The organism is Enterobacter sp. DTU_2021_1002640_1_SI_PRY_ASU_LCPMC_013 (assembly GCF_032389435.1).
Classification (GTDB): domain Bacteria; phylum Pseudomonadota; class Gammaproteobacteria; order Enterobacterales; family Enterobacteriaceae; genus Enterobacter; species Enterobacter hormaechei_C.
This window is the reverse complement of the sequence record NZ_CP135594.1, coordinates 3,855,636-3,868,698: the sequence shown is the minus strand read 5'-3', so window position 1 is coordinate 3,868,698 and position 13,063 is coordinate 3,855,636. Positions and strand designations below refer to the sequence as shown.

The following is a 13,063-nucleotide window of genomic DNA, read 5'->3' as shown; positions in this document are numbered from 1 at the left end:
TCAGGTCATTTTTTGTCTTTGGTGAGGGGTAAGATGGCGCAACGGGGAGATGAATTTTGGATAGAGATTCAGGACATTCGCCACTGCGTGGAGGATGAAGGCGATACGCTAACGTTGCTCTGGGTGCTGGAAGGGCGGGCAGAGCTGAACACCGATGTGGGACATGACATCCTGGAGGCCAATACCCTTGCTATCATCAACCGTCATCGGCGCTGGCAGTTCACGAGCGAAACGGCAAATGTCACCCTGCGCGTAACCCTTTCCGGGCGCTGGGTCATCCAGCTCTGCAATGATTTTTTTGCCCATGATTATGCTGTACCGGCAGAAGCCGGAGGCGTCTGGCCCCAATGCGATGCGCTTCGCGATCTGCTGCGCCAGCTTCTTGTGGTCACCCTCATCAACGACCCGCACCGCTACCGGCTGGAGGCGTACCGCTGGCTGAGCGAGATATTGCTCTTGCTGACCAGCCGCTTTCAACAGCCCGCCCGTATGCTGTCCCGGGAACTTTCATCAGCGCACAGCAAACGCATCGCCCGGGTGATAGAGCGGATCAATGCCAGTTATTCCCGCCGTATTACGCTTGCGGAAATCGCCGCGAGTGAATATGTCTCTGAAGCCTGGCTCTCTCGTCTCTTTCGCAAGGAGGTGGGGATCAGTTTCATGCAGTACATCACCCACCTGCGGCTGGAAAAGGCGGCCGACGCTCTCCGGCTGACGAACCGACCGCTGCACCAGATTGCGCTTGAGCAGGGTTTCGCCAGCACGCGTATGATGAGCGATCGGTTCAGGCGTGTTCACAATATGTCTCCGGGTGAGTTTCGTAAGGCCCGGCGCCAGCACCCGGAGGCGGCACGTATTCGGACGGACAGGCGTGAGCAGCGCTATCCGGTCGCCGTGGACAAGCTGTTTAGCCTGCTCAATGAACCGGTGGCGCGCGGTTGGGGAGCCTCGCCGCTCATCGTTCATCCGCAGCAGGAGCAGAGCCTGGATCTTGAGCAGCTTAATCCTCTTTCTGCCTCGCTGCGCCGTATGCGGGTGGTCATTACCCTGCGTGAGCTCGACGATTTGCTGCGTGAGGACGTTCGACAAAATCTGGAGGCGATAAATGAGGCCATTCCCATTGAGGGGATTGATATCGCCGAGCCTTTTCTCAGCAGTCGTCTGTTTGCCACCGGGTGGGATGACCCCCAGATGGCGGGCTACGCCTGCTGGTACAATCTGCATCAGCTCTTCACCTGGCTGGCAAAAAAGCAGTGGACGGTGCTACTGCACACCGGCGTAACGACCCGTCGCGATCTTCTTACCCGTTTTTTACAACAGTCGGTTAATCATTTTTCGCCAGAGATCACCGCAGGCTGGCACTTCGTCATGCACTGGTCAACACAGGCAAGTGAGGAGACCCGGGAGCAGGTCTGGCTGGCCCAGCAAAAGGCAATACGAACTTATCTTCCGCAGGCAAAGTTTGGTTTATGGCACCGATTTGCCCCCGTCAGCGCGGGCGTAAGCGACGATACCCTGTTCAGTTCAGCCATCCTGATGCAGGCCGATTTTCTTGCCTGTTCGGCCGATGCCAATGAGCTTCTCGATCCCGCGCAGCTGGAGGCAACCCCTCTCTCCTCAACGGAAAATTATCCGATACTGAAGGTCCGCCAGATCCTCGCTGCCCTTCGCTTGCGTAAATGTTCGCTTCCCGTCTGGCTTCTCTCCTGGAATACCCTCACCGGCAACACGCGGGCGACAAACGGCTGGTTTTTTCGTGGGGCGTTGCTGATGCAGAACCTGCTCGGACTTTCGGAGCAGGTCTGGCTGGCGGGATTCTGGCTCAATTCAGGCCTTCAGGGAGAAGCCCGTGCGAACAACACCATCGATACCTCAAGCCTGGCGCTACAGTATAACCATGGTCTGCCGCGTCCGGTTTATTGGGTACTCTGGCTCTGGCAACGTCTGCGGGGCGAGGTGCTGGTTAATGATAAGCGTGTCCTGCTTACGCGCCATCGCCATGGTTATCAGCTGTTGCTGCGTAATGTGGTGGTTTTTAATCCGCTCCTTTCCAGTGAAGAAGCATTCATCCAGCGTTTTCGCCAGCAGTATCATTTACACCTGAAGGGAATGCGCGGTAAATGGCGAATTAAATGTCATCTGTTTGATCAGCACAACGGCGCGCTCTATCCGTTACTTGAAGGGGTTGGCAGCGAAAGCGGCCCTGATGAAGAGATGTGGCGCTGGATAGCGCATAAAGCGCGTCCAACGCTTTCCGTACGCGATGAACGCCTTTATGACGGCTGGCAACTGAGTGAATCACTGGAGAGTAATGCGCTGGTGCTCTACGAGTTTACGCCGCTCGTGCCTCGTGAGACCGCAACGGAGGAGATTCACTCCCCGCGGTAGACGCAGCCTGCCGTGCAGGTCTCTTTGATCATCACCGCGCTCAGCAGCGGCACCAGCGGTTTCATCTGATCCCAAATCCATTTCGCCAGCACTTCGCTGGTCGGGTTTTCAAGGCCCGGAATATCATTCAGGTAGTAGTGATCGAGACGATCGTAGGTCGGCTTAAACGCAGCCTTCAGTTCGGCAAAGTCCATGATCCAGCCCGTATGGGGATCGACTTCACCGGTGATTTCAAGACGCACCATAAACGAGTGTCCATGCAGGCGGCCACATTTGTGCCCGGCAGGAACGTGTGGAAGGTGGTGTGCGGCTTCGAAGGTGAAATCTTTAAACAGTGTGGTGGACATCATAGCTCTCAGGAATGCGGAAAAAACCGCCGCATAGTACCGGAAAGCACAATTTTTATCATTAACTAAAACGGCTCTGAACGGTCACCGCCTCGTATTCATGGTGTTTATCGGACTTTATTGTTTTATTTCAGATAGTTATTTAATCGCTTTTATCGTTAAGAACGATAACTAAAACAGGTTAGTCCATTTGGTTATTTATTATTTCCATCCCTTCTTTAATTGTTATTATCCCCGCCGTTAACCTTATCTTCAGTTTGGATTTATTCGCTTAAAGTCCGCTTTGCTACTGGAACATAACGACGCATGACAACACAGGCCCCACCTTCAAATTTGCTTCCCCTTAACCCGGAGCAACTGGCGCGCCTCCAGGCCGCGACTTCCGATTTTTCACCCACCCAGCTCGCCTGGGTCTCCGGCTATTTCTGGGGAATGCTCAATCAGCAGCCGGGTGCTGTGGCTGGCGTCCCGCCAACGGCCGTTGAAATTCCTGCCATCACGCTTATCTCCGCTTCGCAAACGGGGAATGCCCGTCGTGTGGCCGAAGCGCTGCGTGATGACCTGCTCGCCGCGAAGCTGAACGTTAACCTGGTCAACGCCGGGGATTATAAATTCAAACAGATCGCGTCAGAAAAACTGCTGGTGGTGGTGGCGTCAACGCAGGGGGAAGGTGAGCCTGCGGAAGAAGCCGTCGCGCTGCATAAGTTCCTGTTCTCGAAAAAAGCGCCCAGGCTGGAGGGCACCGCCTTTGCCGTCTTCGGCCTCGGTGATACATCCTATGAATTTTTCTGCCAGTCCGGTAAAGACTTCGACAGCAAGCTGGCGGAGCTGGGTGCAGAGCGCCTGCTGGATCGCGTAGACGCTGATGTTGAATACCAGGCCGCCGCCGCCGAATGGCGGACGCGCATCGTTGAGGTGCTGAAGGCCCGCGTCCCGAAAGAGACGCCAGCGCAAGCCGCCGTTACCGCAGCGGGCACCGTCAACGAAATCCACACCAGCCCTTACACGAAAGAGGCGCCGCTGACGGCGAGCCTGTCGGTAAACCAGAAAATCACGGGCCGTGATTCGGAAAAAGACGTGCGCCATATCGAAATCGACCTCGGTGACTCCGGCCTGCGTTATCAGCCTGGCGATGCGCTGGGCGTCTGGTATCAGAACGATCCGGCGCTGGTGAAAGAGCTGGTCGAGCTGCTGTGGCTGAAAGGCACGGAGCCGGTCCAGGTGGAAGGTAAAACCTTACCGCTCTCTGAGGCGCTTCAGTGGCATTTCGAGCTGACGGTGAACACCGCCAATATCGTTGAAAACTACGCCACCTTAACGCGCAGCGAGTCCCTTCTGCCGCTGGTGGGGGACAAAGTGAAGTTACAGCATTACGCCGCGACGACGCCGATTGTCGACATGGTGCGTTTCTCCCCGGCACAGCTGGATGCCGACGCGCTGATCGGCCTGCTGCGTCCGCTGACGCCGCGTCTTTACTCCATCGCCTCCTCGCAGGCGGAAGTGGAAAACGAAGTCCACATCACCGTTGGCGTGGTGCGTTACGACATCGAAGGCCGCGCGCGGGCGGGTGGGGCGTCGGGCTTCCTAGCCGACCGCGTGGAAGAAGAGGGCGAGGTGCGCGTCTTTATCGAACACAATGACAACTTCCGTCTGCCGGCGAACCCGGAAACACCGGTGATCATGATTGGCCCGGGCACCGGCATCGCACCGTTCCGCGCCTTTATGCAGCAGCGTGCAGCGGACGAGGCACCGGGTAAAAACTGGCTGTTCTTCGGCAACCCGCATTTTACTGAAGATTTCCTCTACCAGGTTGAATGGCAGCGCTACGTCAAAGAGGGCGTGCTGACCCGCATCGATCTGGCCTGGTCCCGCGATCAGAAAGAAAAAGTATACGTACAAGACAAACTGCGCGAACAGGGCGCAGAGCTGTGGCGCTGGATCAATGACGGCGCCCACATTTATGTCTGCGGCGACGCCAATCGCATGGCGAAAGACGTTGAGCAGGCACTGCTGGAAGTGATTGCCGAATTCGGCGGTATGGATGCCGAAACGGCGGATGAATTTTTAAGTGAGCTGCGCGTAGAGCGCCGTTATCAGCGAGATGTCTACTAATGAGCGAAAAACATCCTGGCCCACTGGTGGTCGAAGGCAAACTGTCTGATGCCGAGCGCATGAAGGTAGAGAGCAACTACCTGCGCGGTACCATTGCCGAAGATTTAAATGACGGCCTGACCGGCGGTTTCAAAGGCGACAACTTCCTACTGATCCGTTTCCACGGTATGTACCAGCAGGACGACCGCGATATCCGCGCCGAACGTGCCGAACAGAAGCTGGAGCCGCGTCATGCGATGCTGCTGCGCTGCCGCCTGCCGGGCGGGGTGATCACCACCAAACAGTGGCAGGCGATCGACAAGTTTGCCGGTGAAAACACGATTTACGGCAGCATCCGTCTGACCAACCGTCAGACCTTCCAGTTTCACGGCATTCTGAAGAAGAACGTCAAGCCGGTGCACCAGATGCTGCACTCCGTGGGGCTGGACGCGCTGGCGACCGCCAACGACATGAACCGTAACGTGCTTTGCACCTCGAACCCGTATGAGTCCGAGCTGCACGCCGAAGCGTACGAGTGGGCGAAGAAGATCTCCGAGCACCTGCTGCCACGCACGCGTGCCTATGCGGAAATCTGGCTCGATCAGGAGAAAGTCGCGACCACGGACGAAGAGCCGATCCTCGGTCAGACCTACCTGCCGCGCAAATTCAAGACCACGGTGGTTATCCCGCCGCAGAACGATATCGACCTGCACGCCAACGACATGAACTTCGTGGCGATTGCCGAAAATGGCAAGCTGGTCGGCTTTAACCTGCTGGTGGGCGGCGGTTTGTCCATTGAGCATGGGAACAAGAAAACCTACGCCCGCACCGCGAGCGAGTTCGGCTTCCTGCCGCTGGAGCACACGCTGGCCGTGGCTGAGGCGGTGGTTACTACCCAGCGCGACTGGGGCAACCGTACCGACCGTAAAAACGCGAAAACCAAATACACCCTGGAGCGTGTAGGCGTCGAGACGTTCAAAGAAGAAGTGGAGCGTCGCGCGGGGATCAAGTTTGAGCCGATCCGCCCTTACGAATTCACCGGTCGCGGCGATCGCATTGGCTGGGTGAAAGGTATCGATAATAAATGGCACCTGACGCTGTTTATTGAAAACGGTCGTATTCTGGATTATCCGGGCCGCCCGCTGAAAACCGGTCTGCTGGAAATTGCTAAGATCCATAAAGGCGAGTTCCGCATTACCGCCAACCAGAACCTGATTATTGCCGGCGTGCCGGAAAGCCAGAAGGCTAAAATCGAGAAGCTGGCGCGCGATCATGGGCTGATGAATGCAGTCAAACCGCAGCGCGAAAACTCGATGGCCTGCGTGTCGTTCCCGACCTGTCCGCTGGCGATGGCCGAAGCGGAGCGTTTCCTGCCGTCCTTCACTGATAAAGTGGAAGCGATTCTGGAAAAACACGGTATTCCGGACGAGCATATTGTTATGCGCGTGACGGGTTGCCCGAACGGCTGCGGTCGCGCGATGCTGGCCGAACTCGGTCTGGTAGGGAAAGCGCCGGGTCGCTATAACCTGCACCTGGGCGGTAACCGTATCGGGACGCGTATTCCGCGTATGTTCCGCGAGAACATCACCGAGCCGGAAATTCTCGATTCCCTCGACGTGCTTATCGGACGCTGGGCGAAAGAGCGCGAAGCGGATGAAGGCTTCGGCGACTTTACGGTACGTGCGGGCATCATTCGCCCGGTGCTCGATCCCGCAAGGGATTTCTGGGAGTAACATCCCGGCGGTTTCACCGCTTTTGTAGGCCGGGCAAACGCAGTGCCGCCCGGCAAAACAGGCAAACGAGGTTCTTATGTCCGTACTCGATCTAAACGCCCTTAATGACCAGCCAAAAGTCGAACGCATTCTGGCCCTGGCAGAAACCAACGCCCAGCTGGAAAAACTCGACGCCGAAGGGCGCGTGGCGTGGGCGCTGGAAAACCTGCCGGGTGACTATGTGCTGTCGTCAAGCTTTGGCATCCAGGCGGCGGTCAGCCTGCACCTGGTGAATCGGATCCGCCCGGACATACCGGTGATCCTCACCGATACCGGCTATCTGTTCCCGGAGACCTACCAGTTTATTGACGAGCTGACGGACAAGCTCAAGCTGAACCTCAAAGTTTACCGCGCGACGGAAAGCGCGGCCTGGCAGGAGGCGCGCTACGGCAAGCTGTGGGAACAGGGCGTTGAGGGCATTGAGAAATACAATGAGATCAACAAGGTCGAGCCGATGAACCGGGCGCTGAAAGAGCTGAACGCTCAGACCTGGTTCGCGGGCCTGCGCCGCGAGCAGTCCGGGAGCCGGGCAACGCTGCCGGTGCTGGCGGTGCAGCGCGGCGTGTTCAAAGTGCTGCCGATCATCGACTGGGATAACCGCACGGTGTACCAGTATCTGCAAAAGCACGGGCTGAAGTACCATCCGCTGTGGGATCAAGGCTACCTGTCGGTAGGCGACACCCACACCACGCGTAAATGGGAACCGGGAATGGCGGAAGAAGAGACGCGATTCTTTGGGCTGAAGCGCGAGTGCGGGCTGCACGAAGGGTAATGTCGTTTCGCCCGGTGGCGGCTACGCCTTACCGGGCCTACGTTTCGTGCCGTTGTAGGCCCGGTAAGCGCAGCGCCACCGGGCTTAATTGCCTCAGGCTTTCCCCGCTTTCGCCAGCTCCTTCACCAGCGGCAGCATCACTTTCACGACATCCCGGCTGCGGTGCTCAATCCGCTGCGGCAGCGCTTTATCAATGTGCTGCTGATTATCCAGCCGCACATCATGCCAGCTGGTCCCGTCCGGAAAGGCTTTCGATTTGCTGCGCTGCTGATAGCCATCTTTTTTGCCCAGCGCCCAGTTCGTCGCCTCGACGTACAGCACCGGAATGCCCGCCTTATCAAACACTTCACCGTCATTACAGCAGCCTGTGCCTTTAGGATACTGCGGGTTACCGCCCGGATTTGTCGCGGCATAGACGCCATGCGTGCGGGCAAGCGCCAGCGCGCGGTCGCGGGTGAGTTTACGTACGCTGCTCGGCGTGCTCTGTCCGCTATTAAAATAGAGCTTATCCCCCACGATCAGATTATCGAGGTTAATCACCAGCAACGTATTTTTCTTCTCCTCAGCGCTCATGCGCTTAAGGAGATTCTCAGCGCCGAGTTTTCCTTCTTCTTCGCCGCTGGTCGCAACAAAGCGAATGCTGTATTTCGTCGGAATATTCTTCAGGCGTTCGGCCAGCTCAAGCATCACGCCCAGCCCCGCCGCATTGTCATCCAGTCCCTGAAGCGTCAGCCCGCCGAGGTTATTATCGACATCGGCGTCGCTCAACGGCGTGTAGGTATCAAGGTGCGCCATAATAATAATCTGCTCAGCCGCCTTTCCTTCGTGCGCGGCAATGACCGTGCTGCCGGTTACGTTATGCCAGTTTTGCGTTTTATTGCGTGTGGTATAGATGTAGCGGCTGTGGAAAGCGCGAATGTCGCTCTCATAGCCCATATCCGCAAACTGCTGACGGATATAGTCTGCCGAGAGCATCTCGGCTGGGGTTCCGGTCATACGGCCCGGAAAGACCGTCGCAATATGCCGCGCCTGCATACTGGCTATTTCACCGTAAGATTGATTTTTTGCCTGAGCCGGAAGGATAAAGCAAACGCCGAGCGCCAGGGCAACGAATCGGTGGCGCATTGCGGAAAACATAGTGAGTCCTTAAAAACAGAGCAAAATTTTAACCCGCATAGTATGAAACTGTGATCGGGTAGACACAATTTGAATTGCTCCTAAATGCCCGAAATTTCGCGTGTTAAGCACTTTTTGATATTTGCTTTTCCACGGCGTTATTCCATTGAGTAACTACTCATTCCAATTCGTAATTTCATTCGATCTAAGCCGCCCCCTATAGTCCCTTTATTCGTGGTTGTTAGTGAGTTGTTGCCTGTGGACTATCTCCCCCTTTTTGCCACCTTAAAAGACCGACCGGTACTGGTTGTCGGGACAGGTGAAATTGCCGATCGCAAAATCGCCTTCCTGCAACGCGCCGGGGCGCAGGTGCAGATTGTTGCAGAGGCGGATTTTGAAGAGTCTCAGATCGACAGCGTGGTGCTGGTGATTGCGGCAACCGAAGATCGGGCGCTCAACCGCCGCATCTCCGACGCAGCCCAGGCCTGTCACCGTCTGGTGAACGTGGTAGACGACCAGCCGTTATGTTCATTTATCTTCCCGTCGATTGTCGACCGCTCGCCGCTGCTGGTGGCGATCTCCTCCGGCGGCACCGCCCCGGTGCTGGCGCGCGTGCTGAGAGAAAAAATCGAAGCGCTGCTGCCGACCAGCCTCGGACGCATGGCGGAGAAGGCCAGCTACTGGCGCAACCACCTGAAAACGCGTCTGACCAGCGTGACGGAACGCCGTCGCTTCTGGGAGCGTGTGTTTCGCGGCCGCTTTGCCAGCCTGATGCAGGCCGGTAACGAGACGGCGGCGCAAAAAATTCTCGAAGACGAACTGGATAACCCCGGCAGTACGGGCGGGGAGATCATTCTGGTGGGCGCCGGGCCGGGCGATGCCGGGCTGCTCACGCTGCGTGGCCTCCAGGTTCTTCAGGATGCGGATGTCGTGTTCTATGACCACCTGGTCACCGACGGTATTCGCGAGCTGATCCGCCGTGACGCGGAGCAAATTTGCGTCGGCAAACGTGCCGGCGAGCACTCCGTGCCCCAGCACGACACCAACCAGATGCTGATTGCCGCCGCGAAAGCGGGCAAGACCGTGGTGCGCCTGAAAGGGGGCGACCCGTTTATCTTCGGTCGTGGTGGCGAGGAGTTGCAGGCGGCAGCCGAAGCGGGCGTCCCGTTCCAGGTGGTTCCCGGCATTACGGCGGCGTCTGCCGTCACGGCCTACGCCGGTATTCCGCTGACCCATCGCGATTACGCCCAGAGCGTGACCTTTGTGACCGGGCACTATAAAGCCGACAGCACGCCGTTTGACTGGTCGCATCTCGCCCAGAGCCGACAAACGCTGGCGATTTATATGGGCACGATGAAAGCGGCTGACATCAGCGAACAGCTTATTCAGCACGGTCGCGATGCGACGACGCCGGTAGCGGTGATCTCCCGCGGGACACGCGTCGATCAGCATGTCGCCATCGGCACCTTACAAGACCTTGCAACCCTGGCGAAAGACGCCCCAATGCCCGCCCTGATCGTGGTGGGAGAAGTGGTGCAGCTGCACAGCACGCTCGCCTGGTTCCAACACACAACCGACACAGAAGGCTTTGGCGCTTCTGTTATAAATTTGGCTTAAGGAACGGTTATGGACCAAAAACGACTTACTCACCTGCGGCAGCTCGAAGCGGAAAGTATCCACATTATCCGCGAAGTGGCCGCCGAGTTTTCTAACCCGGTGATGATGTACTCCATCGGTAAAGATTCCAGCGTCATGCTGCACCTGGCGCGTAAAGCGTTTTATCCGGGTACGCTGCCGTTCCCGCTGTTACACGTGGATACCGGCTGGAAATTCCGCGAGATGTACGAGTTTCGTGACCGTACCGCCAAAGCCTACGGCTGCGAGCTGCTGGTGCACAAAAACCCGGAAGGGGTGGCGATGGGCATCAACCCGTTCGTGCACGGCAGCGCCAAGCATACCGACATCATGAAAACCGAAGGGCTGAAGCAGGCGCTGAATAAATACGGTTTTGATGCGGCCTTCGGCGGCGCGCGACGTGACGAAGAGAAATCCCGCGCCAAAGAGCGTATCTACTCTTTCCGCGACCGCTTCCACCGCTGGGACCCGAAAAACCAGCGTCCGGAGCTGTGGCACAACTACAACGGCCAGATCAACAAGGGCGAAAGCATTCGCGTCTTCCCGCTCTCCAACTGGACCGAGCTGGATATCTGGCAGTACATCTATCTGGAAAATATTGAGATCGTTCCGCTGTATCTGGCGGCCGAGCGCCCGGTGCTGGAGCGCGACGGCATGCTGATGATGATCGACGACGATCGCATTGATTTACAGCCGGGCGAAGTGATCAAAAAACAGATGGTCCGTTTCCGTACTCTCGGCTGCTGGCCGTTGACCGGCGCGGTGGAATCCAGTGCGCAGACGCTGCCCGAGATCATCGAGGAGATGCTGGTGTCGACCACCAGTGAGCGACAGGGCCGCGTGATTGACCGCGACCAGGCAGGCTCCATGGAGCTGAAGAAACGTCAGGGTTATTTCTAAGGAGCCGCCATGAATACGACTATTGCCCAACAAATTGCCGATGAAGGCGGCGTAGAAGCTTATCTGCACGCCCAACAGTACAAAAGCCTGCTGCGTTTCCTGACCTGCGGCAGCGTGGATGACGGGAAAAGTACCCTGATTGGTCGTCTGCTGCACGACACGCGCCAGATCTACGAAGATCAGCTCTCTTCCCTGCACAATGACAGCAAACGCCACGGCACCCAGGGCGAAAAACTCGACCTGGCGCTGCTGGTGGACGGCTTGCAGGCGGAGCGCGAGCAGGGCATTACCATTGATGTCGCCTATCGCTACTTCTCTACCGAAAAGCGCAAATTTATTATCGCCGACACCCCGGGGCACGAGCAGTACACCCGTAACATGGCGACCGGCGCGTCCACCTGTGACCTGGCGATCCTGCTGATCGACGCCCGTAAAGGTGTGCTGGATCAGACTCGTCGTCACAGCTTTATCTCTACGCTGCTGGGGATCAAGCATCTGGTGGTGGCGGTGAACAAAATGGATCTGGTGGGCTACAGCGAAGCGCGTTTCGACGAGATCCGCCAGAGCTACCTGACCTTTGCTGAACAGCTGCCGGGCAACCTCGATATTCGCTTTGTGCCGCTGTCGGCGCTGGAAGGGGATAACGTCGCCTCTCAGAGCGCGAACATGCCGTGGTACAGCGGCCCGACGCTGCTGGAAGTGCTGGAAACCGTTGAAATTCAGCGCGTGGTCGATACCCAGCCGATGCGCTTCCCGGTGCAGTACGTGAACCGTCCGAACCTCGATTTCCGCGGCTTCTCCGGTACTCTCGCTTCAGGCTCCGTGAAGGTGGGTCAGCGCGTCAAGGTGCTGCCATCCGGCGTGGAATCGACCATCGCCCGTATCGTCACCTTTGATGGCGATCTGGACGAAGCCGGGGCAGGTGAAGCGGTAACCCTGGTACTGAAAGACGAAATTGATATCAGCCGCGGCGACCTGCTGGTCGACGCGCAGGAAACGCTGGCGGCGGTGCAGGGCGCATCCGTGGATGTAGTGTGGATGGCCGAACAGCCGCTGACCGCAGGCCAGAGCTATGACATTAAAATCGCCGGCAAGAAAACCCGCGCCCGCGTGGACGGCATTCAGTTCCAGGTGGACATCAACAACCTGACCCACCGTGACGTGAGCGAGCTGCCGCTGAACGGCATCGGCCTGGTGGATCTGACCTTCGACGAGCCGCTGGTGCTGGATCCGTATCAGCAGAATCCGGTGACGGGCGGGCTGATCTTCATTGACCGCCTGACCAACGTCACCGTCGGTGCCGGCATGGTCCGCGAGCCTGACGCACAGGCGAGCGTGACGTCTGAGTTCAGCGCCTTCGAGCTGGAACTGAACGCGCTGGTGCGTAAGCACTTCCCGCACTGGGGCGCACGCGATCTGCTGGGAGGCAAGTGATGGCCGCCCATGATGAGAACGTCGTCTGGCATCCTCATCCGGTCACCGTCGCCCAGCGCGAACAGCTCCACGGTCACCGTGGGGTTGTGCTGTGGTTTACCGGGCTGTCTGGCTCCGGTAAATCCACGGTGGCAGGCGCACTGGAAGAGGCGCTGCATCAGCAGGGGGTGAGCACCTACCTGCTGGACGGCGACAACGTGCGTCACGGCCTGTGCAGCGATTTAGGGTTCAGCGATGAAGACCGTAAAGAGAACATTCGTCGGGTAGGGGAAGTCGCCAGCCTGATGGCGGATGCCGGGCTGGTGGTGCTAACGGCGTTTATCTCACCGCACCGCGCCGAACGTCAGATGGTGCGTGAGCGCGTGGGGCAGAATCGCTTTATTGAAGTGTTTGTGGATACCCCGCTGGCAATCTGCGAAGCGCGCGATCCAAAAGGGCTGTACAAAAAAGCCCGCGCGGGAGAGCTGCGAAACTTCACCGGTATTGACTCGGTTTACGAAGCGCCTGAATCCCCTGAGATTCATCTGGAAGGCCAACAATTGGTAACAAATTTAGTAAGCCAATTATTAGACCTGCTCAGACGGGACGATATTATCAGATCCTGAGAC

General features: G+C 57.7%; 10 protein-coding genes. 8 read left to right on the top strand and 2 right to left on the bottom strand.

What is annotated here, in order from left to right:
- The first annotated feature begins 33 nt into the window (after positions 1-33).
- A complete protein-coding gene (locus RS584_RS18485; RefSeq protein ID WP_315748433.1) occupies positions 34-2,388 on the top strand; it encodes a helix-turn-helix domain-containing protein in 2,355 nt (784 codons plus the stop codon).
- Here RS584_RS18485 and queD read toward each other — a convergent pair.
- On the bottom strand, positions 2,373-2,738 hold the full coding sequence (gene queD, locus RS584_RS18480) for a 6-carboxytetrahydropterin synthase QueD (RefSeq protein ID WP_006811776.1): 366 nt from the start codon (positions 2,736-2,738) through the stop codon (positions 2,373-2,375). The two genes, RS584_RS18485 and queD, sit on opposite strands and share 16 nt — an antisense overlap.
- Before the next feature lie 303 nt (positions 2,739-3,041).
- Between queD and cysJ the strand changes: the two genes are divergently transcribed.
- From cysJ to cysH, 3 genes are all read left to right on the top strand, one after another.
- Positions 3,042-4,847, top strand: coding sequence for an NADPH-dependent assimilatory sulfite reductase flavoprotein subunit (cysJ, locus tag RS584_RS18475; protein WP_032619140.1), 1,806 nt, complete (start codon positions 3,042-3,044; stop codon positions 4,845-4,847).
- Positions 4,847-6,559 (top strand): assimilatory sulfite reductase (NADPH) hemoprotein subunit, encoded by a 1,713-nt coding sequence (cysI, locus tag RS584_RS18470; protein ID WP_315748432.1) that lies wholly within the window; start codon positions 4,847-4,849, stop codon positions 6,557-6,559. The genes cysJ and cysI overlap by 1 nt, the downstream gene beginning before the upstream one ends.
- A 76-nt stretch (positions 6,560-6,635) precedes the next feature.
- Positions 6,636-7,370: a phosphoadenosine phosphosulfate reductase gene (cysH, locus tag RS584_RS18465; protein WP_193042611.1), complete on the top strand. Its 735-nt coding sequence runs from the start codon at positions 6,636-6,638 to the stop codon at positions 7,368-7,370.
- Between the two features lie 93 nt (positions 7,371-7,463).
- Here the strand turns inward: cysH and RS584_RS18460 are convergent, their stop codons facing one another.
- Positions 7,464-8,507 carry an aminopeptidase gene (locus RS584_RS18460; protein WP_015571715.1) on the bottom strand — a complete coding sequence of 348 codons (1,044 nt, stop codon included), beginning with the start codon at positions 8,505-8,507 and terminating at the stop codon, positions 7,464-7,466.
- Positions 8,508-8,744: 237 nt separating this feature from the next.
- Here RS584_RS18460 and cysG point away from each other — a divergent pair, with 237 nt between their 5' ends.
- From cysG to cysC, 4 genes are read left to right on the top strand one after another with little or no spacing between them, the layout of a single operon-like run.
- Positions 8,745-10,103, top strand: coding sequence for a siroheme synthase CysG (cysG, locus tag RS584_RS18455; protein WP_315748431.1), 1,359 nt, complete (start codon positions 8,745-8,747; stop codon positions 10,101-10,103).
- Positions 10,104-10,112: 9 nt separating this feature from the next.
- A complete protein-coding gene (gene cysD / locus RS584_RS18450) occupies positions 10,113-11,021 on the top strand; it encodes a sulfate adenylyltransferase subunit CysD (RefSeq protein ID WP_006811770.1) in 909 nt (302 codons plus the stop codon).
- A 9-nt stretch (positions 11,022-11,030) separates the two neighbouring features.
- Entirely contained in the window at positions 11,031-12,455 is a 1,425-nt protein-coding gene (cysN, locus tag RS584_RS18445; RefSeq protein WP_315748430.1) for a sulfate adenylyltransferase subunit CysN, read from the top strand.
- Positions 12,455-13,060 (top strand): adenylyl-sulfate kinase, encoded by a 606-nt coding sequence (cysC, locus tag RS584_RS18440; RefSeq protein WP_015571713.1) that lies wholly within the window; start codon positions 12,455-12,457, stop codon positions 13,058-13,060. The genes cysN and cysC overlap by 1 nt, the downstream gene beginning before the upstream one ends.
- Positions 13,061-13,063 lie beyond the last annotated feature (3 nt).

Bases quoted from the DNA above. Each gene is read 5' to 3' on its own strand.
- queD (WP_006811776.1), bottom strand. From the start codon at position 2,738: ATGATGTCCACCACACTGTTTAAAGATTTCACCTTCGAAGCCGCACAC.
- cysI (WP_315748432.1), top strand. From the start codon at position 4,847: ATGAGCGAAAAACATCCTGGCCCACTGGTGGTCGAAGGCAAACTGTCT.
- cysD (WP_006811770.1), top strand. From the start codon at position 10,113: ATGGACCAAAAACGACTTACTCACCTGCGGCAGCTCGAAGCGGAAAGT.
- RS584_RS18485 (WP_315748433.1), top strand. From the start codon at position 34: ATGGCGCAACGGGGAGATGAATTTTGGATAGAGATTCAGGACATTCGC.
- cysC (WP_015571713.1), top strand. From the start codon at position 12,455: ATGGCCGCCCATGATGAGAACGTCGTCTGGCATCCTCATCCGGTCACC.
- cysJ (WP_032619140.1), top strand. From the start codon at position 3,042: ATGACAACACAGGCCCCACCTTCAAATTTGCTTCCCCTTAACCCGGAG.
- cysN (WP_315748430.1), top strand. From the start codon at position 11,031: ATGAATACGACTATTGCCCAACAAATTGCCGATGAAGGCGGCGTAGAA.
- cysH (WP_193042611.1), top strand. From the start codon at position 6,636: ATGTCCGTACTCGATCTAAACGCCCTTAATGACCAGCCAAAAGTCGAA.
- RS584_RS18460 (WP_015571715.1), bottom strand. From the start codon at position 8,507: ATGTTTTCCGCAATGCGCCACCGATTCGTTGCCCTGGCGCTCGGCGTT.